Origin of the sequence: Casimicrobium huifangae (assembly GCF_009746125.1) — a bacterium.
Classification (GTDB): domain Bacteria; phylum Pseudomonadota; class Gammaproteobacteria; order Burkholderiales; family Casimicrobiaceae; genus Casimicrobium; species Casimicrobium huifangae.
In genome coordinates this window covers 1,808,883-1,832,371 of record NZ_CP041352.1, presented here as the reverse complement: position 1 = coordinate 1,832,371, position 23,489 = coordinate 1,808,883, and the positions used below count along the sequence as shown (strand labels likewise).

General features: G+C 62.7%; 17 protein-coding genes. 12 read left to right on the top strand and 5 right to left on the bottom strand.

The features are described 5' to 3' along the window. Positions 1 to 21: 21 nt before the first annotated feature. From xseA to FKL89_RS08360, 3 genes are all read left to right on the top strand, one after another. Complete coding sequence (gene xseA, locus FKL89_RS08370) at positions 22 to 1,395, top strand: exodeoxyribonuclease VII large subunit (RefSeq protein WP_156862325.1); 1,374 nt, start codon at positions 22 to 24, stop codon at positions 1,393 to 1,395. A gap of 109 nt (positions 1,396 to 1,504) precedes the next feature. After that, the gene (locus FKL89_RS08365) at positions 1,505 to 3,841 is read left to right on the top strand and encodes a DUF1800 domain-containing protein (protein ID WP_156862324.1); all 2,337 of its coding nucleotides are present in this window, start codon (positions 1,505 to 1,507) and stop codon (positions 3,839 to 3,841) included. Positions 3,842 to 3,852: 11 nt separating this feature from the next. Next, positions 3,853 to 5,718, top strand: a complete 1,866-nt coding sequence (locus tag FKL89_RS08360; RefSeq protein WP_156862323.1) for a DUF1501 domain-containing protein — start codon at positions 3,853 to 3,855, stop codon at positions 5,716 to 5,718. A gap of 136 nt (positions 5,719 to 5,854) precedes the next feature. Here the strand turns inward: FKL89_RS08360 and FKL89_RS08355 are convergent, their stop codons facing one another. Then, the gene (locus tag FKL89_RS08355; protein ID WP_162527453.1) at positions 5,855 to 7,795 is read right to left on the bottom strand and encodes a PQQ-dependent sugar dehydrogenase; all 1,941 of its coding nucleotides are present in this window, start codon (positions 7,793 to 7,795) and stop codon (positions 5,855 to 5,857) included. 300 nt (positions 7,796 to 8,095) lie between these two features. Between FKL89_RS08355 and FKL89_RS08350 the strand changes: the two genes are divergently transcribed. From FKL89_RS08350 to FKL89_RS08325, 6 genes are all read left to right on the top strand, one after another. Next, positions 8,096 to 9,622 (top strand): choice-of-anchor D domain-containing protein, encoded by a 1,527-nt coding sequence (locus FKL89_RS08350; RefSeq protein ID WP_162527452.1) that lies wholly within the window; start codon positions 8,096 to 8,098, stop codon positions 9,620 to 9,622. 74 nt (positions 9,623 to 9,696) lie between these two features. Beyond that, positions 9,697 to 10,173 carry a TlpA family protein disulfide reductase gene (locus tag FKL89_RS08345; RefSeq protein WP_238363551.1) on the top strand — a complete coding sequence of 159 codons (477 nt, stop codon included), beginning with the start codon at positions 9,697 to 9,699 and terminating at the stop codon, positions 10,171 to 10,173. Further along, positions 10,170 to 10,418, top strand: a complete 249-nt coding sequence (locus FKL89_RS08340) for a DUF4266 domain-containing protein (protein ID WP_238363550.1) — start codon at positions 10,170 to 10,172, stop codon at positions 10,416 to 10,418. The genes FKL89_RS08345 and FKL89_RS08340 overlap by 4 nt, the downstream gene beginning before the upstream one ends. Next, positions 10,405 to 11,559: a DUF3570 domain-containing protein gene (locus FKL89_RS08335; protein ID WP_238363549.1), complete on the top strand. Its 1,155-nt coding sequence runs from the start codon at positions 10,405 to 10,407 to the stop codon at positions 11,557 to 11,559. The genes FKL89_RS08340 and FKL89_RS08335 overlap by 14 nt, the downstream gene beginning before the upstream one ends. Then, on the top strand, positions 11,537 to 12,511 hold the full coding sequence (locus tag FKL89_RS08330) for an FAD:protein FMN transferase (protein WP_238363548.1): 975 nt from the start codon (positions 11,537 to 11,539) through the stop codon (positions 12,509 to 12,511). The genes FKL89_RS08335 and FKL89_RS08330 overlap by 23 nt, the downstream gene beginning before the upstream one ends. A 379-nt stretch (positions 12,512 to 12,890) precedes the next feature. After that, the gene (locus FKL89_RS08325; RefSeq protein WP_156862319.1) at positions 12,891 to 14,336 is read left to right on the top strand and encodes a PhoH family protein; all 1,446 of its coding nucleotides are present in this window, start codon (positions 12,891 to 12,893) and stop codon (positions 14,334 to 14,336) included. A 50-nt stretch (positions 14,337 to 14,386) separates the two neighbouring features. Here the strand turns inward: FKL89_RS08325 and FKL89_RS08320 are convergent, their stop codons facing one another. Then, complete coding sequence (locus FKL89_RS08320) at positions 14,387 to 16,054, bottom strand: FAD-binding oxidoreductase (protein WP_156862318.1); 1,668 nt, start codon at positions 16,052 to 16,054, stop codon at positions 14,387 to 14,389. A gap of 118 nt (positions 16,055 to 16,172) precedes the next feature. Here FKL89_RS08320 and FKL89_RS08315 point away from each other — a divergent pair, with 118 nt between their 5' ends. Then, the gene (locus FKL89_RS08315; RefSeq protein ID WP_156862317.1) at positions 16,173 to 17,477 is read left to right on the top strand and encodes a diguanylate cyclase; all 1,305 of its coding nucleotides are present in this window, start codon (positions 16,173 to 16,175) and stop codon (positions 17,475 to 17,477) included. Positions 17,478 to 17,657: 180 nt separating this feature from the next. Beyond that, a complete protein-coding gene (locus FKL89_RS08310) occupies positions 17,658 to 18,611 on the top strand; it encodes a Bug family tripartite tricarboxylate transporter substrate binding protein (RefSeq protein ID WP_238363547.1) in 954 nt (317 codons plus the stop codon). A gap of 72 nt (positions 18,612 to 18,683) precedes the next feature. Here FKL89_RS08310 and FKL89_RS08305 read toward each other — a convergent pair whose 3' ends face one another. Then, positions 18,684 to 19,385: a ParA family protein gene (locus tag FKL89_RS08305; protein ID WP_156862315.1), complete on the bottom strand. Its 702-nt coding sequence runs from the start codon at positions 19,383 to 19,385 to the stop codon at positions 18,684 to 18,686. Positions 19,386 to 19,458: 73 nt separating this feature from the next. Further along, positions 19,459 to 20,106, bottom strand: coding sequence for a ParA family protein (locus tag FKL89_RS08300; RefSeq protein ID WP_156862314.1), 648 nt, complete (start codon positions 20,104 to 20,106; stop codon positions 19,459 to 19,461). Positions 20,107 to 20,691: 585 nt separating this feature from the next. On the opposite strand from FKL89_RS08300, the gene FKL89_RS08295 reads away from it, so the two are divergent. Further along, a complete protein-coding gene (locus tag FKL89_RS08295) occupies positions 20,692 to 22,482 on the top strand; it encodes an NHL repeat-containing protein (protein ID WP_238363546.1) in 1,791 nt (596 codons plus the stop codon). On the opposite strand, the gene FKL89_RS08290 is transcribed toward FKL89_RS08295, so the two are convergent. Then, positions 22,479 to 23,483, bottom strand: coding sequence for an aldo/keto reductase (locus FKL89_RS08290; protein ID WP_156862312.1), 1,005 nt, complete (start codon positions 23,481 to 23,483; stop codon positions 22,479 to 22,481). The two genes, FKL89_RS08295 and FKL89_RS08290, sit on opposite strands and share 4 nt — an antisense overlap. Between the last annotated feature and the right edge of the window lie 6 nt (positions 23,484 to 23,489).

Sequence of the window (23,489 nt, the reverse complement as noted above, 5' to 3'; positions counted from 1 at the left end):
CCCGGTACCGCTTTCGTCGACATGTCCTGGACAGAACCCGCAGAAACCATCAACAACGCCGAACCTATTTCGGTCAGCGGATTGTTGCAGCGCGCGAAGCTTGCGCTGGAACGTGCGCTGCCCTTGTGCTGGGTGTCAGGTGAGATCTCCGGTTTCAAACGCGCCGCGTCGGGCCATTGTTATTTCGACCTGAAGGACGACGCGGCACAAATCGCCTGCGTGCTTTATCGCAACCGCGCTGCGCTGGCTGGATTTGAATTGAAGGATGGCGCACAGGTGGAGTTGCGCGTGCGTCCCTCGGTCTACGAGCCGCGCGGCAGTTTGCAATTCACCGTCGAACAGGCGCGCCTGGCGGGCGTGGGTCGTCTCTACGAAGCGTTCCTGCGGCTCAAGGCAAAACTCGACGCCGAGGGCTTGTTCGCCGATGAACTGAAACGCGAGCTGCCCGCATTCCCGCGATGCATCGGGCTCATCACGTCGACCAGGGCCGCTGCCCTTGCCGACATGCTGCGTGTACTGCGCGACCGCTGGCCACGCGCGCAGGTAGTCGTGTATCCGGCGAGCGTACAGGGTGCGAGCGCGCCCCGCGAATTGCTCGTGGCGCTCAACGCCGCCAACGCGCGTGCTGAGTGCGACGTGCTGATCATCGGCCGTGGTGGTGGCAGTATCGAGGACTTGTGGGCGTTCAACGATGAAGCGCTGGTGCGTGCCGTTGCCGCTTCCAGTGTGCCCATTGTCAGCGCGGTCGGCCACGAAACTGATTTCACGCTCTGTGATTTTGCCGCCGACGTGCGAGCGCCAACGCCAACCGCAGCCGCAACAATGGTCACCCCAGAGCAGCATAGGCTGCGCACGGCATTGGGCGAGCGGGCACAGCGCCTGATCGACGCGCTGGACAACCGCTGCAACCGGCTCGCCGAACGGCTTGATCATCTCGCCGCGCAATTGCGCAGCAGTCTCGGCCAGCTTGCGCCCTGGCGCGAAGCCCTGCTGCGCGCCGAGGCGCGACTGCAGCGCTGCCTGACCAGGCAGCTGCCGATGCAGCACGCGCGATTGGAAGCGCTGGCGCGCACCCTCGTTGCCCGGCAGCTTCCGCCCCCGGCCATTGCCCGTCGCCTGTCGGGATGCGAGCATGCGCTGGCGCCCGCCATGCGATCCCGTTTGCTCAGTGTGCAGCATCGCCTCGACCGCGCTGCTACGGCGCTCGCGCATCTCAATCCCGAGAACGTACTTGACCGCGGCTATGTGCTGGTCTACGACGGAAACGGCGCGCTGGTCACCGACCACTCGCCGGTATCCATCGGGGAGCAACTGACGTTGCATTCGCGTCGGCGCCGGGTCCGCGTCACTGCTGACGAAATTACAGACGTAAAAGTAAATCCGTCCAATGGCTAGCAACAGCCGCTGAAAAGCGACTGAATTTGCGCGTCAATGCGTCAAGATACTTGTGACGGTAATGCCGATGTCATAACATGCCGGCGTCCGCTGACAAAGGGGTCGAACCTTGAAACCACTCTTCGCTGCACGCGTGCTTGGCGCGCTTCTGCTTGTATCTGCAGGCGCGCACGCTGCCTGTCCATTCAACGTCTCCGGCGTCGGTACCCTGACCGACCCGGCCAGCTTTGATCTGTTGCGCGATGGCGTGCTGATTACCCGGTACGCGCAAGGCATGCGTGGTGCGGCGCTGGTGGCCGGCACCGGTACCACCGCAGCCACGGTCGAAAGCAATATCGCGAGCAACCTGGCACAACTCGACATCAATGGCGATGGCTTCCTCGATGTACAGGACGCCCTTGTCATCAACCGTGCGCTGCTTGGCATCACCAACAGCAAGCAAGGCGCTGGCACCAGCAACGTCAACTACGGCACTCGAACCAACGCTGCCGTCATGCAGGCCTTTGTTGCCGGTGGCTGCAACACCACCTTCGCAGCGCCCACGACCGATCAGGTCGATGCTGCGCGCTTCCTCATCCAGTCCACGTTCGGTCCCAGCCTCAACGACATCCAGTCGTTCGTCGCGCTGACGCCGGATGCCGCCGTGTCCGGCAGCAATCACAAAAAGCAACGCTCGACCTGGCTCAACGATCAGCTCAACATGGCGCGCGGCCAGAAGCATTTTGACTACCTGCTCGCGCGCAAAGTTGAGTACGATGCCGCCGGCCAGACGTTTTACAGCGAGATGAGCCGCGAGGCGTTCTGGGGCCAGGCACTGAAGAGCCCAGACCAGCTGCGACAACGTCTGGCGTTCGCGCTGTCGGAAGTCCTCGTGGTCTCCGAGAACGGCGGATCGAACGACCCGTTCGAGCTGGCCGCTTATCTTGATCTGCTGGCCGACAATGGGTTCGGCAATTTCCGCGACATCCTCAACAAGGTGGCGCTCTCGCCAGCGATGGGGCGCTACCTGAGCCACCTGCGCAACGATGGCGGCAGCGCCAATCCGAACGAGAACTTCGCGCGGGAAATTCTGCAACTGTTTGCCGTCGGGCTGTTCATGCTCAATCCGGACGGCACCGCCACCGCGACGCCGAGCTACGACGAGAACACGGTGAAGGGATTCGCCAAAGTGTTCACCGGGTTTTCCTACGATGACCCGTATTGCAAGGCCGGCGATCCCGGGTACGGAATTCCGCGCAATAGCTGCCTCGACGGTTACTCCACAACCCATCCCTCCTGGTACTGGAGCCCGGACAACAATCCGCCCAACAATGCTGGTGGTGAGTCCTTTCCACCCGTGCTGACCGGTTGGGCACGGTCGATGATTGCCTTTCCCGGCAAGCACAGCGCGCTGTCGAAGCAGTTGCTCAAATACAACTATGCTTCGCCCGTCGCCGCCTGCACCGCTGCATTGAATGTCGCCAAGCCGGTTGCGTCCGGCGGGTCGGACGGCCTGCTTCCCGCAATCACCACCACTGGCTCCGGCGTAACGACGGGGACCCGCGTGAACGTGACGCAGGCCAACGCCACGCTGACCTCGGCGATCGACAACGTGTTCTGTCACCCCAATGTCGGCCCCTTCATCAGCCGCCATCTGATCAAGTTCCTGGTGACCTCGACGCCCACACCGGCGTATGTCCAGCGTGTCGCCACCGTCTTCAACGACAACGGCAGCGGCATTCGCGGCGACATGAAAGCCGTGTTGCGCGCCATCCTGCTTGACGACGAAGCGGTGTCACCGGCTACAACGCTGACCGCCACCGAATACGCAAAATTCGGAAAGCTGAAAGAGCCGATTCTGCGACTCTCCGCGATCCTGCGCGCCTTCAATGGCACGGCAGCGTCGGGCCGTTACCAGCTGCACTACATCAACGACGTCGAATACGGCATCAGCCAGGGGCCGCTGCAATCACCGACGGTGTTCAACTACTTCCATCCGGAGTTTGCACCGCCCGGCCCGGTGTCCAGCAATGCTGCGATCGCGCCGGAGTTCGAAATCACGACCACGACGGCGGTCGCCAGCACGCAAAACTTCTTTGGCAGCGTGATCACTTCAAGCAACGGCAACAATCTGTACAAGCAGAACGGTCAGGGTGATTTCTCGGGTACCTGCGATTCGACCAATACGCCGGACTGCATCTTCTCGAACCTGTCCGATCTCTACGCAATACAGGCCAGCAGCAGCAGCCTGTTCGACTACATCAATCTGGTATTGCTTGGCGGCACGCTGAGTCCCGCCAACAAGACGGCGCTGGCCAGTGCGCTGGATACGGCCTATCCGGTCTACACCCTGCCCGGCTCGCCCACGGCGGGCAACATCACGACCTGGCAGGACCGCAAGCGTGATCGCGTCAAGAGCGCGCTGTGGCTTGCCGTACACACCCCCGAATTCCAGATTCAACGATAGGCGGCACCACCATGACACCCAAGAACTTTCAGGAACGCCGCAGCTTCCTCAAGCAGGCCACCTCGCTCGCACTCGCAAGCGGACTGCCCACGCTGGAAGCGCTGACCAAAGTCGCGCATGCTGCTGGCGGCGTCGGCACCACCGAAGTCGGCGCTGACTACAAGGCCATCGTTTGCGTCTTCCTCTATGGCGGCCAGGACGCTTCCAATGTACTGATCCCTTATCGCGACAGCAATGGCACCGGAACCACCGAGTACGACCGCTATCGTCAGGGTCGTGCCAACGGCAGCGATCCGCAAAATCAGACGACGTCCACCGGTGACCTGTCCTACACCAACGCACAGCTGGCGGCGACGTCGATCTCGTCGACAGGTACCGATCCCGGCACCAACTCGGTGTTCACCACCCACACCTACGGTCGCCAGTTTGCGCTACATCCGAGCTACGCCGAGTTGCGCTCGCTGTACAACAGCGGCAAGCTCGCCGTGATCGCCAACGTTGGCCCGCTGGTGGCACCGTTGACGCGCGCGCAATGGTACGGTTCGTCGGCTACACGACCGCCCCTGCCAGTCAACCTGTACTCGCACGACGACCAGCAGAAAGGCTGGATGAGCGGCACCGCGAACGTGGCCAATCCGGCCGTCGGCATCGGTGGCAGGATTGCAGCCAACCCGGCGATCGCTGCGTTGAACGTTGGCGCCAAGGTATCCACGCAGATTTCGATCGATGGCGTGAACACTTTCATGCTGACCGACGTCGGCTCGCCGACTACCGCTATCGCCTATCAGGTCGGTACAGGCTCCATCGGGCGCCTGCAGACTGCGACCACGACGCCACCGGCGACGCCGACCGTCTGCAACACGGGCTCCACGTTCATGAACAACAACCCGACATCGCCCTACTGCGTGACGGGTGGCCCGATTCGGGTGAGCAACGGCTACAGCTGGAATTCGCCTCTCTACAACGCGTTCCGCGGCCGCATCAATGCCACCGCCGAGAACGTGTCGGTCTACCACGACCAGTGGCGGCAAACGATGAACCAGTCGATCCAGACGGAAATTGACGTCAGCTCGGCTTTCCTCAACAGCCCACCAACTGAGGAAATCGTCGCTCCATTCCAGACCGTACTCAGCGTCGACAGCGGCAACGATCTGGCCAAACAGTTGCGCATGGTTGCCGCCATGATCCGCGCCAGCAACCAGCTGGGCGCCACGGCTGCCACCCCGGTCAAGCGGCAGATATTCTTTGTGTCCATCGGTGGTTTCGACACTCACGGCACCGAATTCTGGGACAACAACCCGAGGCTCAATGGCCGCATCAGCAAGGCCATCAATGCCTTCTGGTCGGCGATGGGCAACGTGCGCATCCGTGACGCCGCCGGCACCGGCTATCTGCCCGGCAGCGCGCAGGATCGCGTCACGCTGCTGACCATGACCGACTTTGGGCGTACGCTCGACTCCAATGGCGCGGGCTCCGATCATGGCTGGGGCAGCCACCACTTCGTGCTTGGCGGCGCGGTGCAGGGCGGCAAGATCTACGGCATGAACCACAACGTATCGCAGGCGTATATCGACTCCCTCACCACCACCAGCAAGGTCTGGGTCAGCCCGGATACCACCTGCGGCGCCGTGCCGCGCGTCGGCATTCCGCCAGACCGCTACAACAGCTCGCTGACAGCACCCGGCGCCAAGTGCAATGGCCTCAACCACGCGCTCGACCGCGGCGAATTGCTGGCGACCACGTCGGGTGATGCCGTGATGGCGACCATTGCCAAATGGTTTGGCGTGCCGCTCACCACCAACGCCGAGATTGACGCCATGTTCCCGACCGTACGGGCGGCCCACCCGAACGGCTTTGACATGGGATTTCTGGCCTGACCACCGGCTGCGTTGGCAGCCTGGTCAAAAAGGGAAAAGGCGCGAAATTCGCGCCTTTTTCTTTTCATATCCTCCTTCGTATCCGCGCAGCGCGCGTCACTCCTGCCCGAGTTTGCTTTTTTGCAATGGGTGCCGCTCAGGGTTGCAGCGTAGTTGCGAGATAGCTCTTCATCTGCGCCACGTTCCTGCTGCCTGGGCGGGCAGCGCCGCTGATCAACGCAGTATCGTCGGTCAGACCCAGCAGGTGGCGAATGATCAGCAGGCCATCGGTGGTCGCCAGGCGCAGATTGTCGCCCTCGATGTCGAGATCCGGCAGTACGGCCGCAAGATAGCCTTCGATGGCAGCGGCCGAGGCGCGCTCGGCCCCGGCTGCAGCGACGGCGTCGGCCACCAGCGCAGCGCCGCGATAGCCCAGCAGATAGCGAAGAATCAGCAGCCCGTCGGTCGCCGCGTCAAAGCGGTCGTCGTTGTCAACATCCAGGCTTGGCACAAAAGCTCCGGTCGTAAAGGTTGCGGTAATGGTGCTGGCGCTGGCCGGCACGGTGTAGGCATGGCTGCGTGCTCCTGCGTCAGACCACGACGCGAAGCGATAGCCGCTGGAGCCCGCATTTTGGTCGCGCGCTGCGATGGTGAAGGCAGCACCTTCCGCAGCGTTGATGGTGAACGGTGTGGCGCGAGTAACGCCGTTCACCGTCAGACGCAGTCCGGGTGGCGAGGTTTGCAGCGTCACGTCGCGTGTCTGCCCGTAGCGGACACGACGGATCTGCCCGCCACCAGCATAGGACGTGTAGTACAGCGCCTGAGTTGCGAGATAAGGCCCAAAGGTCAGCGAGGTTGCGCTGTTGGCGCCCAGACTGGTGGCGAAGGCAAACGCCGAGGTGATTGGCGCCGCCGGGGTGCCGGTAGCTGCAATGCGGAACATCGCGCCGCAGATGTAGTCAGCCAGCAGGTAGGTGCCGTTGTAGGCCGACGGCCACACACCATTGGGCACGAAGGCACCACCAGTAATCGAGTTGCAGCCGCTAACCGTCGTGCCCGGCACGCTGGTGCCACCGTGCTGGTATTCGAACACCGGGTCGATCATGTTGGCCGGGCGCGGGTTGCATTTGCCGCTGGTGCTGTTGTCATGGGCGCCCTCGCGGCAGTACCAGCCGAAATCGGCGCCGGCCTGCAACTCGTCGACCTCCTCCCATACCCCCTGCCCGACATCGTTCAGATAAAAACGGGTGCCGGCAGCGTTCGGATCGGGCGCGATGCGGAACGGATTGCGCAGGCCCCAGGCAAAGGTCTCCCGGCAGTGGTTGCCGGCAGTCGTGGCACCGGTCAACGCGCAGACGCCGGTGCCAGCACCGACAAACGGATTGTCTGGCGGAATACCACCGGTACTGGTGACACGCAAAATCTTGCCGGTCAGCACGTGTTTGTCGCGCGCCGCATCGTTGCCACCGCCGGAGCCGGAATCGCCCGCATAGTCGGTGCCACCATCGCCGATGCTGACGTAGAGATAGCCGTCCTTGCCGAAGTGCAGGTCGCCCGCGTTGTGGTTGCCGCCGGGCGATGGCATGTTGTTGACGATGATGGTCTCGGTCGCCGGATTGATCAGATCATTGCCGCCGAGCACAAAGCGCGACACCCGATTGACGGCGCGTCCGGTTGCGTCGTAAAGCGTTCCCGTTCCATAGATGGCGCCAGTGGCGCACGACGAACCATTGCGAGCCGTGTAGAACAGATACACATAGCCGTTGCTGGCGAACTGTGGATCGACGGCCACGCCCAGCAGCCCGCGCTCGCTGCCGGTGCAGATGCGCGGATCGGCGCCAGCGGCCGCCGTGTTGAAGGTGATTGCGGCGGTGGCGAGCAGCGCGCCATTCTTGACCACCCGCAAGGTGCCACCCTGCGTGGTGATCAGCATTCGCCCATCCGGCGTAAATGCCAGTGCCGTCGGCGCACCGACGTTCACCACCGCTTCATCGACGAAACCCGATGGCAGTGTTTGCGCGGCGACTATGCCCGGCAACGCCGACAGCACCAGACAGCGGGCGAAAAAACGGAACAGAGAGCGGGAGATTCGATTCATGTACGCAACCATATGACATCGTCATTGGCAGTGCAAGGAAAGAATGAGGCCTTCGCGATCATCAACTTTTTGCATAAAAGCCGATTTTCATTGGGCTAAACGGCCAATTTCACTCAATGTCGATTTCGGCAATTATGACCACCAAGCCCTTATCAAATGGTACTTTGACCGAAAAGCTGATCTGGTCAATACTGATCGTGTCACGCATTGAAGGTTCGCACCAATGCGCTTTGACAGCAATCCCATTGGCATAATGGCGGGAGCGATCGGGGGACGCAAACGATAGTGAGAATGTTGTCGATGCAGAACACAGAATCGGGCGGCCGGCCAGTTACAACCTGGGCAACGGCCATGCTCTCGCGCCTGGCGGCGTTCGCTGCGATTGGCCTGGTCAGTCTGCTCGGCAGCACGGTGCTGGCCCAGGACGTCAACAACGGCAAGGTGCTCTACAACACCCCGCTGGTCGCCGGTGAACGCAGCTGCAGCAATGGCGCCTGTCACGGCCCCGACCCGCTGGACCGGCAAAACCGAATTCAACTGGGTGAGAACGCCGGCAATATCGCCAACGCCATCAACAATCTGGTGGTGCAGATGGCCTTCCTGCGCGGTCACGTCACCACACCGCAGCTGATCGATCTCGCGGCCTACATCGCGGACCCGACGTCGGCCACCGGCCAGCCTGTGGCGCAGGTGTCGCCGCCGACATTGAGCTTTGGCGCCGTCGCGCCCGGCACCGCTGCACCAGCGCAGCAGATCACCGTCACCAACACCGGCACCTTGCCGCTGGCCGTGTCCGGCGTCTCGTCCAGTGATCCGGATTTCGCCGTCAACTCGAACTGCAACGTGGTCGCCATCAACGCCAGTTGCACCGTCAACGTCATCTTCACACCATCGGCGACGGGCGCCCGCAACGCCACCATCACCATCCTGCACAACGCGAGTGGCGGCAGCAGCACGGTGACCGCCAGTGGCTCCGGTTCGGCAGCGGCCATTCAGGTACCGGCCACACTGGTATTCCCGCCGACGGTCGTTGGCTCATCAAGCAGTCAGCAGTTCATTGAGGTGCGCAACACCGGCAGCCTGCCGCTGCAGATCAGCGCCATCGTCATCACCCCGAGCGGGAGTCCGTTCCAGCGCATCGGTGGCGATTGTGCCGACGGTATCAGCGTCCCGCCATCCGCCAGCTGTTCGGTATCGCTGCGAATCACGCCGACCGAGAGCGGCGCCGCGCAGGCACAGTTGTTGATCCTGCACAACGCGGCGGGCGGTAGCAGTGCGGTGGCGTTGAGCGGCCTCGGCGTGGTCAGTGCGCAGCAAACCCGGGTGATGACCGAATATCGCTACGCCCCGCTTGACTACTACTTCATGACCTCGCGCGATGGCGACAAGACGCTGCTCGATGCAGTCGCCGGCTGGGCGCGAACCGGTCAAAGCTTCAACGTGCTGGTCATCGAGGCAGCCGACCGGCTCGGCATCTCGCGCTACTACTTCGATCAGGTGGCGCGCAATGGCCAGCGCGGCAGTCACTTCTACACGCTGGTTGAAACCGAAAAAACGCTGCTCGCCAGCCTCAATCCGAACAACCTGCAGGCGCCCCGCTTGCCCTACAACGAGGGTGTCGACTCCTATGCCTTCGCGCCACTGGTGGAGGGCGTTGGCGGTTCCTGCGCTGCCGGCCTTGCCCCCGTGTACCGACTGTTCCGTGGCAATGCGAACTTTCCGAACGACCCGAACCATCGCTTCACCACCAGTCTGGCGATTTACAACCAGTTCGTCGGGCTCGGCTGGGACGGTGAAGGCGTGAAGTTCTGCGTTCCTGCGCCATGATGCAGGCTGCGCCATCTGGCAGCTATCGGATCTTGCGAGTCGTAGCGAATGCGGCCCGAGCGGTGGCGGCTGCAATGGCGGTTAGCAGCGCCGTTTCCACAACTCAGGCGGCAGTCATCGGTGACGCTGCGCCGTCGTTTGCACTGTCCGGCCCGCAGGGCGCTGTCTCGCTTGACGCCATCCGCGCTCGTGGGGAATGGACGTATCTCGACTTCTGGGCATCGTGGTGTGGGCCCTGCAAGCAGTCGTTCCCCTGGATGAACGAGATGCACGCGAAGTATGGCGGTAAAGGCCTGCGTATCGTTGCGGTGAGCGTCGACACGCGAACCCAGGACGCTGAGAAGTTTCTCGCCAGCAACCTGGCTAGCTTCACCATCGCTTACGATACGAGTGGCGATACGCCGCGCCGCTACGCTGTCAAGGCGATGCCGACGTCGCTGCTGATTGATCCGGCAGGTCGCGTGGTGCTGGTTCACGCCGGGTTCAAGACAGAAGACCGCGCCGCACTGGAAGACGCCATCAGGAACGCCCTGTCGAGGACCGCGAAGTGATTGAACTGAAGCTACCGAAAACGCCACCGCGCGCCGCCCTCCTGCTTGCCGTGCTCGCCCTGTCCAGCCTCGCCGGCTGTGCATTGCAGCCACCGCAAGCGTTCGAGAAGGGCAATCTCGCCAAGCGGGAGATGACCTTCGGCGCTGACCCGCTGGAAGACGCCTTCAGTCAGCATGTCTATTTCAGCAAGGAAGCGGCCTCAGGCGGCACTGGCGTTGGCGGAGGTGGCTGTGGCTGCAACTGACCACGACGACATCCAGCCCACCGACGCTCGCCCGCGCCTCGGTTCGATCACGCTCGCGGCGCTGGCGCTACCCGGCCTGCTGAATGTGGCGCACGCCGAATCGGCACCGACCGATGGCGTCATTAGCGTCAAGCTGCAAAGCTACGACGACCGGCAACCCGGCCTTGACCGCATTCGCGTCATCGCACCGTCGCTATACGTGCTGGCACCCGTGGCGTCGAACTGGGCGCTGGAAGCGAGCCTGGTCCACGACGACATCTCCGGCGCGTCGCCGCGCTGGCATTCGGCCATCTCTGGCGCGTCGCACATGAGCGACCACCGCACTGCCGGCACGGCGCGGGCCACCCGCTACTTCGATCGCGTCAGCGTCGGCGTGGGCGGCGCCTTCTCGGAAGAGCGCGATTACCGCTCCCGCGCGGCGTCGCTTGATGTGCGCTGGTCGACGCCCGACAACAACACCACGCTCTACGTGGGCGCCGGCCTCACGCGTGACGACATCAACCCGGTCAACGGCGTCGTCGAGAACGAGCACAAGCGCAGCAACGAATTCATGATCGGCGTTACCCAGGCGTGGACGAAGAACGATCTCGTCCAGCTCAACGTCGGCCGCGTCGCTGCCAGCGGCTACTTCAACGATCCCTACAAGCTGGTGGACAAGCGCCCGCGGGAGCGCGACCAGACCACGGCGCTCGCCCGCTGGAATCACCACATCGAGCCGCTTGGCGTCACCATCCGCTCCAGCTACCGCTTCTATCGCGACACCTTCGGCATTCGCGCCCACACGGCTGCCGTCGAGGGCGTGCACCCGCTGGGCGAGCGTTTCACGCTGACGCCGTCATTGCGCTACTACACGCAGGGCAAGGCGGACTTCTATTACGACCCGGTGTATGACCCGGTGATTGGCGAGCCCTATCCGCCGGGCCGCCCGCGCCTGTCATCGTCGGACCATCGGCTGTCCGCATTCGGTGCGATTACCGTGGGCGCCAAGCTTGAGTGGCGCATCGATTCGCGCTGGAGCGCCGATTTCAAGTACGAACGCTACGAGCAGCGCAGCAACTGGCGGCTGGGTGGCAACGGCTCACCCGGCCTGGCGCGCCTGAGCGCCGACATCCTGCAAATTGGCTTCAGCCGCCGGTTCTGAACGTTCTGCTGCTCCGGCAGCTTTGGACGTCGAGTACGCGGCGGGAGACGATGCGGAGGACCACCGCTTCCGCTTCACCGCGATGGCCAGCCCCTGCGAAGTGCGCCTCGCCGGCCTGCCGCGCGCGCTGGCGACTGCGCACGCTGAGATCGCGATTGCCGAAGTACGTCGCATTGAGCACAAATATTCGCGCTACCGGCCAGACAGCATCGTCTCGCGCATCAATACGGCGGCAGGTAGTGGCGAAGCAGTCGAGATCGACACTGAAACCTCGCAACTGCTGGATTTCGCTGCCCAACTCCACGCGCTGAGTGACGGTCGGTTCGACATCACCTCCGGCGTACTGCGTCGGGCGTGGGACTTCCGCAGCGCACGCATCCCGACGCCATACGCGCTGGCGGAGGCCGTGGCGCAGATCGGCTGGCCCCGCGTGCAGCGAATGCCGGAGACGGTGGTGTTGCCGGACGCAGGCATGGAGATCGATTTCGGCGGCTTCGGCAAGGAGTACGCCGCCGACCGCGCAGCGGCGCTGCTTGAGCGCGATGGCGCCGCCAGCGGCATTGTCAATCTCGGCGGCGATCTGCGCGTGCTGGGCCCACGACCGGACGGCAGCGCGTGGTCGATCGGCATCCAGCATCCGCGTGCTCCAGAGCGCGCCATCGCCAGCATTCGTCTTGCCCGCGGAGCACTTGCAACCAGCGGTGACTACGAGCGATTCTTCGAAGTCGATGGCAAACGCTACTGCCACATCCTGAACCCGGCTACCGGCTGGCCGGTGCAAGGCTGGCAGTCAATCAGTGTGGTGGCGCCGCTCTGCGTGGCCGCCGGCGCGATGAGCACCATTGCGCTGCTGCATGAGGACGCCGCACCGGCCTTTCTTGCCAGTCAGCAGGTCGCCTGGCTCGGTGTGGACCAGAACGGCGAGGTGGTCCGTCACGGCCTTTCCGCCTGAAACGTCTCATGACATTGCAATGACCGGCCAATCAGGCCGAACGCACGAATTTTTGCTCGACTTTCGCCAAAATCAGTCCATGAGCCCAGCTCCAATGGGCTTCTTGCAAAAAAGCTGTTGTCCAGGGCTGTCGCGAAAACCCAACGGCCAGCTGGCTGGTCAAAGTCATGGCGGGCCGAACGCTTGCCGCGTCGCCAAACATCGCTACATTTAGTCCAAGGCTCCCGCTGAATGCAATTGGTTTCTTTCTCCGACCGCAGCGCCATGCTGCTCCCACCCCCGGCGCCACCCTTCGCGTGGCTGCCCCGCTGACCGTGCTGCACCCCGGGCTACCTGTTTTTCTCCTCCCGCTACTGCCTTTCTCCCCACAAGGAAATTCATGACGCAATCCAAGTCGCGTGTCGTGTCCATTTCGTCGCGCACGCCAAAAGCGCGCGCCACGCCCACCAAGCTGTTCGTGCTCGATACCAACGTCCTGATGCACGATCCGACCTCGCTGTACCGCTTTGAAGAACATGACATCTTCCTGCCCATCTGCACGCTGGAAGAGCTCGACAACCACAAGAAAGGCACGCTCGAAGTCAACCGCAATGCGCGTCAGGCCTCGCGCTTTCTCGACGGCCTGGTCGGTGGCTTCGAAAACGGCATCTCGGAAGGCATTCCGCTGAACAAGGCGTCACAGGGGGGGGCTACCGGCCGGCTATTCCTGCAGACCGAGCCGATCAGCGTGCAATTGCCATCGTCATTCGCACCGGGCAAGGCCGACAACGAGATCATCGCGGTCTGCCTGCATTTGCAGAAGAAGCTGCCCAAGCGCCACATCGTGCTGGTGTCGAAAGACATCAACATGCGCATCAAGGCCCGCGCGCTGAACGTTGACGCCGAGGACTACTTCAACGACAAGGTGCTGGAGGACAGCGACCTCCTCTACACCGGCATGACCGAACTGCCCGCCGACTTCTGGGAGAAGCACGGCAAGGGTGTGGAGAGCTGGCAGCAGGGCGGCGCCACCTTCTACAAGATCACTGGCCCCATCGTGCCGAAACTGCTGGTCAACGAATTCGTCTACACCGAGATCGATACCCCGTTCTACGCGCGGGTGATCGCCATCGAAGGCAAGAGCGCGACATTGCAGACGCTGCGCGACTTCGGCCACCACAAGAACGCGGTGTGGGGCATCACGGCACGCAATCGCGAGCAGAACTTCGCGATGAACCTGCTGATGAACCCCGACGTTGACTTCGTCACCCTGCTCGGCCAGGCCGGCACCGGGAAGACGCTGCTGACCCTCGCAGCCGGCCTGCAGCTAACGCTCGACCAGAAGATCTACAACGAGATCATCATGACCCGCGTCACGGTGCCAGTGGGCGAAGACATCGGCTTCCTGCCCGGCACCGAGGAGGAAAAGATGACGCCGTGGATGGGCGCCTTGGAGGACAACCTCGACGTGCTGATGGGCGCCGACAACCACGAGGGCGGCGACTGGGGCCGCGCCGCCAGCAACGAGTTGATCCGCTCACGGGTGAAAGTGAAAAGCCTCAACTTCATGCGCGGCCGCACCTTCCTGAACAAGCTCTTGATCATCGACGAGGCGCAGAACCTCACGCCAAAGCAGATGAAGACGCTGGTCACCCGTGCCGGCCCGGGAACCAAGGTGGTCTGCCTCGGCAACATCGCACAGATCGACACACCCTACCTCACCGAGGGTTCGTCCGGTCTCACCTATGTCGTTGATCGATTCAAGGGCTGGGCCCATGCCGGTCACGTCACACTGCAGCGCGGCGAACGCTCGCGTCTGGCTGATTACGCCGCCGAGATCCTTTAGCAGACGGTCGGCCCGCGTCCATGACGCGGGCCACCGACATTGGTTGACGCTTACGCGGATGCCGGAACGGGTGCCTTCGGCTTCACCGCGAATTGCTCAACCGTTGACGCGTACACGATGGGCTGCGAGAGGGCCGCCTGCAACGCCGCTGGCAGGATGATCACCGGCCCCGGTCCGAAGATCGGCGGCATCAGCGGCTGTACGACCTGCGGGAAGGTGAACGCCCCGTAAGGGTCGTACTTGCACTTGACGGCGTACACCCCTGCCTGATTGTCACCCCAGTACATGCGGTTGTAGTTGACGTCGTTCATGCGCGGGTAGTTCTGGTAGACCTCGCCGTTGTAGATCGGCTCCATGAAGGTCACCCAGCCGTCGAGGAACGTCTCCACCGCATTGCGCTGGTCGCTGGTGTACCAGAACACATCAAGCACCGCGTTGTACAGCGCCGTGCGATGCACAAAGGCGTTGTAGTCAGTCGCCTGACTGTTGATCGCACCGCCATAGAACTCCATGTAGAAGTACGAGTACTGGTTCGGCGAGCCGACGAAGTAGTTGAAGAAGGTATTCCACTCTTCGCTGGTCATGTAGCGCGACACATAGCGCGACGCCTTGTCCTCGTTGGGCATCGGCGGAATGTTGATGTCCGGCAGGCCATACGGATAGTTCAGCAGCTTGTCGTTCATCACCTCGAAGGTATCGGTATCGGTCCACTGCAGATAGGCGCCGGGCTGATTGATGAGCGGCTGGATGGCAGTCGCGCCGGAAGTCGAATCGCCAGTCCAGCAGCCGCGCACCAGCAGATAGGGCGACATCGGGTTGGTTGGCAGCCCCGGCTGCAGGCTGGGCTGCCAGCAGAGCGTCACCTGGATATTCTGCCGCGGATCGGTCGCGGCACCCATGTAGTTCTGCTGCAGGAACAGCATTGCTGCGGTGGCATTTTGAAAATCCGTGGCGGTCGTCAGCGGCCAGCCGATCGCCCAGCCGAACACATTGCCCAGCGTCACCAGCTGATAGGTCACTTCCAGCAACACGCCCATGGTGCCGCCGGTGCCGCCGCGCATTGCCCAGAACAGGTCGTAGTTGGTGGTGGCTGTGGCCACCACGATGGAGCCATCGAACAGCATCACCTTCAGGCTCAGCACGCAGTCGCAGTTCATTCCGAACGACACCGAGGTGAAGCCGTAACCACCGCCCTGCACGTAGCCGCCGATACAGACGTCGTCACATTCGCCGCCGGGCACATGCACGCCATATGTCGTCAGCGCCGAGCGGAAGGCACCAAAGGTGACGCCACTTTGCGCGGTCGCGGTCATGCCGCTGGTGTCGATGGTGTAGCTGTCCATCTCGCTCATATCGATCAATACACCATAGCTGGCCGAGAAGCCTGCTGTGCAATGGCCGCCGGAGCGGACGGTAAATGGCGCCCCGCCCTGCAGCCGCGCCAGGTTGGCAAGGCTGAGTGCGATAGCAACATCGCTCTCGGTCTTGCAATAGATGATCATCGCCGGATACGGGTCGAACACCGGATTGAACAGCACGCGATCGGCGTTGTACTGCGGATCGCCGGGCAGCACGATGGTGCCCTGCAGCCCGCTTTGCGCCTGCTTCACGGCATCACGACTGACGCCGTAGCGCGAGAACGCCCCTTCGTCGCGCTTGTCCCACTGCGCGAACAGTGCGCGATCGCGCAGGCGTTTGCTGTTGTAGTTGTGCGGCATCCGTATCTCCCCTCGGGTTTGGTGGATCACAAGTGTGAGTGCTGATCGTAGACGGAAGCCACGCCGCCGTCGAGTACCGACTTGTCACGGCGGGTTCCGAAGTAACATCAGATCGATCATGGCAACCCTCCGGTTTCGCCCGCCCATCCCGGACTATCCGTCGGCCATTCCGATGTCGGAGCTGAGTCGTATCGTCACGCAGGACGCTGGCGCTTCGATCTGCATCGTCGGTGCCGACCTGCGCTTTCAGTACGTCAATGAGCCATTCGCGAAGGCACTCGGCTTCGCCCCCGGGCAAATGGTCCGTATGACCATCCTCGACGCCTATGGCCCGGCCCATATCGAGGTGCTGACGGCGTACCTGCAACGCGCGCTGGCAGGCGAATCGCTCAACTACGAGCGTTTCGGACGGATGGCACAAAAGGATGGTCTTTGGCGGACCGTCGCGTTACGTCCCTGGCGCGACGCCGACGGGCAGATCGCCGGTGTCATCGGGGTGGCGATGACAGTGCAGGAGCTCAAGATTGCCGCTGAGAAACTGCGCGTTGCCAATGAACGGCTGTCCTCGCACATGGACAACAGTCCGCTGCTGGTGATTGATCTTGATGCCAGTCTCAACATCACCCACTGCTCGATCCGGTCGCAGCAGGTGTTTGGCCAGCTGCCCGACGATCTCGTGGGCTGCAACGTGCTTGCGCAACTCGGTGGCCTGCATGCCGATTCGCTGCGCGTCAGCTTCGAGCGCCTGCAGCGCGGCGAGGAATCGCGCAACCACGTTGCCTCGACGCATGTGCGCGCGGACGGAACGCTGCTGCACTGCGAATGGTTCAATTCAGCGCTGACCGATGCGAACGGTCAGGTGACATCGATCATGTCGCTGGTCGAGGACGTCAGCGCGCGTGTGACGGCAGAAGCGCAACTGCGCCGAATGGCAATGCACGACCAGCTCACCGGCCTGCATAACCGGGCGTCGCTGGAAGAGTGCGTCGCGGCCGCACTGGCCCTGGGCGAACGCAACGGCGCTACAGTGACGCTGATCTTCGTCGATCTCGACGGCTTCAAGTCAATCAACGATGCGCACGGTCATGCGGCGGGTGACCGCGTGCTGTCGGAAGTAGCCACGCGCATCAAGGGCTGCGTACGCGCGGCCGATACGGTGGCGCGGCTGGGCGGTGACGAATTCGTCGTCCTGCTGCACCCGGATGGCAACACCAGCGAACCGGACGCAGTCGTTGATCGCCTGTTTCTGGCATTGCAACTCCCGGTCGATGTCGGGGACAGCACAACGACCGTTGGCGCCTCAATCGGTATCGCACAGCATGCAGCCGGGCCGGGAACGGCGTCCGATCTGCTTCGTCGCGCTGATGCGGCGATGTATGAAGCCAAGCGGGCTGGCAAAGGGCAGGCCCGGCGTGCCGCGTGACCGGCGTGAACCACGCACGACATTCGCTATGGGGTCGCAGCGATGCACCAAATCGCCTGCAATCCGCCCCGCAGCACAACTCACATTTGTGGAATCAGGCGCAGAAAATCTTCGATACACAAACCGTCGCCGCGCCGACTCGGGCAATACACTGCGCTGGTTGTAACAAGGAGGTCTATCGTGAAGACACCGTTCTTGCGAGTGGCGCTGACCGCGCTCGCCATTGCGCCCGCCGCCGTATTCGCCCAGGGCACGTTCCCGGACAAGCCGATCAACTACATCATCCCCTTCGTCCCCGGTGGCGAGAGCGACATCGCGGCACGCCTGCAGGGCAAGGTCGCGTCCAAGCTCACCGGCAAGGATTTCGTGGTGCAGAACAAGGCCGGGGCCGGCGGCGCGCTGGCCTGGGGGCAATTGAACAGCCTGCCCGGCGATGGCTACACCGTCGTCGGCAGCAACCTGCCCCACATCATCCTGCAGCCCCTTGAAGGCCAGGTGCAGTACAAGACCGACGACATCGTCAACGTGTTCTTCTTTCATTACACACCGGATGCACTGGTGGTCGCCGCCGATTCGCCGTACAAGACTTTCGCCGATCTTGCAGCGGCGGCCAAGGCCAGTCCAGGCAAGCTCACCATTGCTGGTAGCGGTACCAACTCGGCCAACCACATGGCGTTCCAGCGCCTCGAAGTGCAGGGCAAACTCAAGATGACCTACGTGCCGTTCAAGGGCACTGGCGACCTCACGACCGCCCTGCTCGGCAAACACGTCGATGCGGCGATGACCTATCCGACCTTTGCCGTATCCAACAAGGAAAAGACCCGCGTGCTTGCCGTGGCAACGCCAAACCGGTTGCCGCAGTTCCCCAATACGCCGACCTTCAGGGAATTGGGTTTCGATTGGGTGGATGGTGCCTATCGCGGCATTGCGGTGCCGAAGTCAACGTCGGAGGCGGTGCGCAAACAGATTTCCGATCTCTTCCTGAAGATCAACAGCGACCCGGAGCATCGCAAGCAGATGCAGGATGGCGGCTACGAGCAGATTGACATCACCTACGACCAGGTCGGTGATTTCATGAAAAAGCGCGCCGCCGAGACGATGCCGCTGGCCAGGCAGATGGGACTGCTCAAATAGAAAAGGAAAGCGTCTTGGGATAGCTGCCACCGCCAGCGGCGGCGGCTGTCTGGCCGGGTGACGCGACGGGCGTTACGCGACCTGAACGACGCCGGGCTCCACCGTGGGCCTGGCGGCGCCGGCTGCCTCGGCTGCGCGCATGCGGGTCAGCTGCGACCGCAGCCAGTCCACCAGCGGCTGCCAGGCGTCAAGCTGCTGTTCGGTGCGCGCCTTGGGCAAATCGTAGATTGACACGCCGTCCCGCGCGCATTGCGGATACACCACGCTGTCCGGCACGAACATCACTACCGGCAAACCGCTGCGCTTGAAGAAGCTGTTCAGTTCCTGTGCCATCCGCGTGCGGGAGTCCGTACGACTGCCGACCAGGCCGATGGCGACCTTGCCGGACTGCACGTTCGGGTCCTGGTGCAGTTTGAGCAGAAACTTGGCCGTCGCTTCGATATCGAAAACCGAAGGGTTCACCGGCACCAGCACAAAGTTGGCACGCGACAGCAGATAGGTGCGGTCGGCGCGACGCAGCCGCGCGTGGGTGTCGACCACCATCCACTGCGGAGCGAAAGCGCGTAACTCTTCCATGTCAGTATCTTCGGTCCACGACATGATGCGCGGCAGCATCGCCGGCCGTCGCGCCAGCCAGTTGGTCGCCGACTGCTGCTTGTCGAGATCCATGATCACCACACGTTGCTTGGTCTGCGCCAGCATTCCAGCCACATTAGTCGCCAGCGTGGATTTGCCAGCGCCCCCTTTGGGATTGGCTACGAGGATGGTGTACATCGTCTGAGTGTATCGCGCGCCGTCAGCGCCACGCCGTTCCGGTGCTTGCGGTCAACTGCGTTGACTCTCGCGACTACTTCGCTGCCTTGCCGGAAACAATCGACTGCAGCCAGTGCAATATCGGCGGCCAATCTGCCCAGGCCTCTTCCGCTCGCGATCGCGGCTGATCGAAGATTGACAGGCCGTCCCGCGCAGCATGAACGTACAGCTGCGAATCGCGAACATGAGTCAGTACATCCAGCGAAAGTGGCGCGAGAAAGGCGTCAAGATCGGCCGCCGCAACCGTGCGTCCGTCAACCTTGGAGCCAATGATTGCCAGCGAGCGTTTGCCGTCACGCACGGGCTTCAGCGCCGAGAGTTCGGCGAGAAAGTCGGCCGTTGCCTCAAAGTCGAACGTCGATGTTGAGACCGGGACCAGCACCGCATCGGCCGACTTCACCAGCTCAGCAAGCTGGGCGCCGTGAACACCAGCCGGCGCGTCCACGATCAGCCACTGCGGCGCGTAGTCGCGAATGATTTTCGGGTCGGTGTCCGGCAACGCGCCGCGAATCTCCGGAAACCCGCGCGGTCGTCGCGCCAGCCAGCGCGCCGACGATCGTTGCCGATCCATGTCGAGGATCACCACGCGCTGATGTTTGCCCGCGAGATAGCCCGCCAGATTGGTCGCGATGGTCGTCTTCCCCGCGCCGCCCTTCGGATTGGCAACAAGAATCGTGAACATCGCACTTTGCCCCATTCAGACTGTGTTCAGCGCAGTATAGGACAGGCAGATAGCGGCGGACAGCCTCCGGCACGCCTTGCCTTATGCCGCGCCCGCGCGCCGGACATCGGTGCCCCGACGCATCCAGCGAACCACCCTCGCACGCCTGCACGCCCTGCAGGAGCCAATTGCCTGCGAGATTGCGCCGGCACTATCAGCTTTCTGTCGAAACGCCCATTTTATATGGGCTACATGTGCATTTTTATCTTAAGTCGACTTATTGCAGATTACTGGCTCTGAGCCCTGTGCAAAGGTCATTTCGGCGTCAGGTTGTTGATGCGTGCGTGCCGCTTTTGACGTCATGCACACTACTTGCCGACTCACTTGTTGGAGTTGGAACCGCCATCTTGCTTGCCAAAACAATGACAACGGCATAAATTTACCATTTGCTGACGATTGCACCAGCCGAACAAAGGTTGAGGCGCGTGCAGAACAGGCGCACGGGCACGAGTGGCGCCACAGTCGGCACCGCCATCCGCAATGTCTGACCCGCGCGCAGTAGCAACCACCGTTGCCAGCGCAGTCATTGATTTACTGGAGCAAGATGTGATTGAACACCGGACCGCGCAACTGGCGCGATGGTTTGCCTGCCTCTCGCTGCTGCTGATGATTCGGCCAGCGTCAGCGTTGCCGGGAGATCTGGATCTGACCTATGGCGGTGGCACCGGGGCCGTATTTGCCGCGCCGGTCGCCGTGTACGACACGCTGAGCGCAACCGTGCGTCGAAGCGACGGCCGCTTCCTCGTTGGTGGGTACTGCAACTCGGCGAGCCTGTCGCGGGCGTTCTGCCTGTCATCACGCAACGCCGACGGCTCGCCGGACGCCAGCTTCAACGGCACCGGATCCACGCTCACGCAGGTTGCCACCGGCTTCACCAGTGACACCGCGCTCGCACTGGCGCTGCAGACCGACGGCAAGGCGCTGCTGGCCGGATGGTGCGACAGCAGCAGTCGCGACTTCTGCGTCGTCCGCTACAACACAAACGGCACGCTCGACACCACCTTTGGCGACGCCGGCAAGCGCCTGCTTGATTTCGGCAACAGCAACAACAGCGATACCCTGACCGCGCTGGTCGTTCAGGGCGACGGCCGTATTGTCCTGATCGGCTTCTGCAACGGCCAGAGCACCTTTTGCATCGCCCGCCTCACCAGCACCGGGCAGCTCGATTCGACCTGGGGCGGGACCGGTCTCGTCGCGACCGATATCGTCGCCAACGACCTCGATCTGGCTCAGGCGGGAACTCTGCTGCCGGACGGCAGACTGGTGATCGCCGGGTTCTGCCGCACAACACCGGGTTCGCCATTCACCGCCTATGACTTCTGCCTGACCCGATACCTCGCCAACGGCACGCTTGACACGACGTTCGGAACGGCGGGCATCGTGATCACCCCGGTCGGTACCGAGTGGGATCAGCCGCATACGCTGAAACGGTTGCCCGATGGCAGACTGCTGGCCGCCGGACAATGCCGCGTTCCGGACGACGCCGGCACCGGTCTCAAGGATTCGTTTTGTGCCGCGCGTTATCAGGCAAACGGCGCCCTCGACACTACGTTCGGCATCGGCGGCAAAGTCACCATTTCACCTGCCCCCGAGTTCCGCTATGGCGGCATCGACGTCTACGCCGATGGGCGTATCCTGGTGGCAGGTGCCTGTCGTCATCTCAACGCAACGAGCGGCTGCAATGCCACGTTCGGCGCTGGCAAGTTCCTGCTCATGCGGCTGACGGCGGCCGGCGCGCTGGACATCTCATTCGCTGCCGGTGGCATCAACTATTTCGCACTCGGCCGCTACAGCAATTACGCATATCCCGCCAACGTCACCCTGTTGCCGGACGGCAAGGTACTGTTCACCGCATCGTGCGCCGTCGGCGCTGCGGGTGATCCCAATCCGAATGGAGCCGTGTTCTGCTTCGCACGCTTCGAAGGTGAACCGTCGCCACCGGTGCTTTGCACGCTCGACCTTGACGGCGATGGGCAAGTGTTGGCGACCACCGACGCGCTGTTGCATCTGCGCATCGCGTTGGGCGTACCGGACACCGCAAAAACGACAGGCATCACGTTCCCGGCCAGCGCAACACGCAACAACTGGAGCGCTATCGACACCTACCTGCGTTCGCTATGCGCGCCAGCATCACCGTATTGCATGCTGGATATTGACGGCGACGGCCTCAATACCGCGCTGACCGATGCAGCGATTCACCTGCGAATCGCTGCCGGTCTACGCGACAGCCGCGTAGTTGCCGGTTTGAACTTCCCTGCCAATGCACCGCGGCGTACCTGGACAGATTTGCGACAGTACCTGGCAACGCAATGCGGCGTGACTGGCCTGCAGAACTAGCGTCCGACAAACGGATACGCAGGATCATGGTAGCCGGGGGTTGACGGATGCCCTTTCGGCACCAGTGAATCGACGATTTCTTCGTCCTCCTCACCCCATGGGTAATCCAGTGCGCCGAAATAAGGCTCAAACTGGGCCTGCGATTTGGGCCCGGTGATCACGCTGGTGACAAAACGGTTCGCCAGCACCCACGCGGTGGCGAACTGCACCAGCGAGAAGCCTTTAGCCTTGGCGTGCCACTCCAGCTTTTGCGCAATCACCAGCGATTCCGGCCGCCACTCGGTCTGCATGAAGCGGCGATCAGCGCGCGCGGCGCGACTGTCTGCGGGCGGCTCGTCGCCCGGCTTGTACTTGCCGGTGAGCACACCACGGGCGATCGGGCTATACGGCGCCACGCCAAGGCCGTGGAAGCCACAGGCGGGCAGGATCTCCACCTCCGGCAAACGGTTGAGCAGGTTGTAATACGGCTGGCAAACGGCAGGCAGTGGAACGCCCTGCCGCTTGCACTCGGCCACCACTTCCGCGATGCGCCAGGCGCGGAAGTTGGATACACCAAAGTAGCGAATCCGGCCGCTGCGGATCAGGTCACCCAGACCCGAAACAACTTCGGCGAGGTTGTCTTCTTCAAAGTCGCGGTGCAGGTAGTAGATATCGATGTAATCGGTACCAAGCCGCTTGAGCGAGGCATCGCACTCGCGCAGCAGCCATTTGCGCGAGTAGCGATCCTGGTTGGGCACGCTGGCGTCGGTGTTCATCCGGTTGCCGACCTTGGTGGCGAGCACCCACCAGTCGCGGTCGCCACGAATCGCACTGCCGGTGAACTCCTCGCTGCGTCCGAGCGAATAAACATCGGCCGTGTCGATGAAATTGACGCCCTTCTCGCGCGCGAAATCGACGATGCGCATCGACTCCATGGCATCGGTCTGATCGCCAAACATCATGGTGCCAAGGCAAAGCGCCGATACGCGAAGATTGCTCTGGCCGAGACGGTTGTACTTCATGCGTGC

Excerpts from the sequence above, each read along its gene's own strand:
- xseA (WP_156862325.1), top strand. The coding sequence starts at position 22 with ATGTCCTGGACAGAACCCGCAGAAACCATCAACAACGCCGAACCTATT.
- FKL89_RS08360 (WP_156862323.1), top strand. The coding sequence starts at position 3,853 with ATGACACCCAAGAACTTTCAGGAACGCCGCAGCTTCCTCAAGCAGGCC.
- FKL89_RS08355 (WP_162527453.1), bottom strand. The coding sequence starts at position 7,795 with ATGAATCGAATCTCCCGCTCTCTGTTCCGTTTTTTCGCCCGCTGTCTG.
- FKL89_RS08350 (WP_162527452.1), top strand. The coding sequence starts at position 8,096 with ATGCAGAACACAGAATCGGGCGGCCGGCCAGTTACAACCTGGGCAACG.
- FKL89_RS08345 (WP_238363551.1), top strand. The coding sequence starts at position 9,697 with ATGGCGGTTAGCAGCGCCGTTTCCACAACTCAGGCGGCAGTCATCGGT.
- FKL89_RS08325 (WP_156862319.1), top strand. The coding sequence starts at position 12,891 with ATGACGCAATCCAAGTCGCGTGTCGTGTCCATTTCGTCGCGCACGCCA.
- FKL89_RS08320 (WP_156862318.1), bottom strand. The coding sequence starts at position 16,054 with ATGCCGCACAACTACAACAGCAAACGCCTGCGCGATCGCGCACTGTTC.
- FKL89_RS08315 (WP_156862317.1), top strand. The coding sequence starts at position 16,173 with ATGGCAACCCTCCGGTTTCGCCCGCCCATCCCGGACTATCCGTCGGCC.
- FKL89_RS08305 (WP_156862315.1), bottom strand. The coding sequence starts at position 19,385 with ATGTACACCATCCTCGTAGCCAATCCCAAAGGGGGCGCTGGCAAATCC.
- FKL89_RS08300 (WP_156862314.1), bottom strand. The coding sequence starts at position 20,106 with ATGTTCACGATTCTTGTTGCCAATCCGAAGGGCGGCGCGGGGAAGACG.
- FKL89_RS08290 (WP_156862312.1), bottom strand. The coding sequence starts at position 23,483 with ATGAAGTACAACCGTCTCGGCCAGAGCAATCTTCGCGTATCGGCGCTT.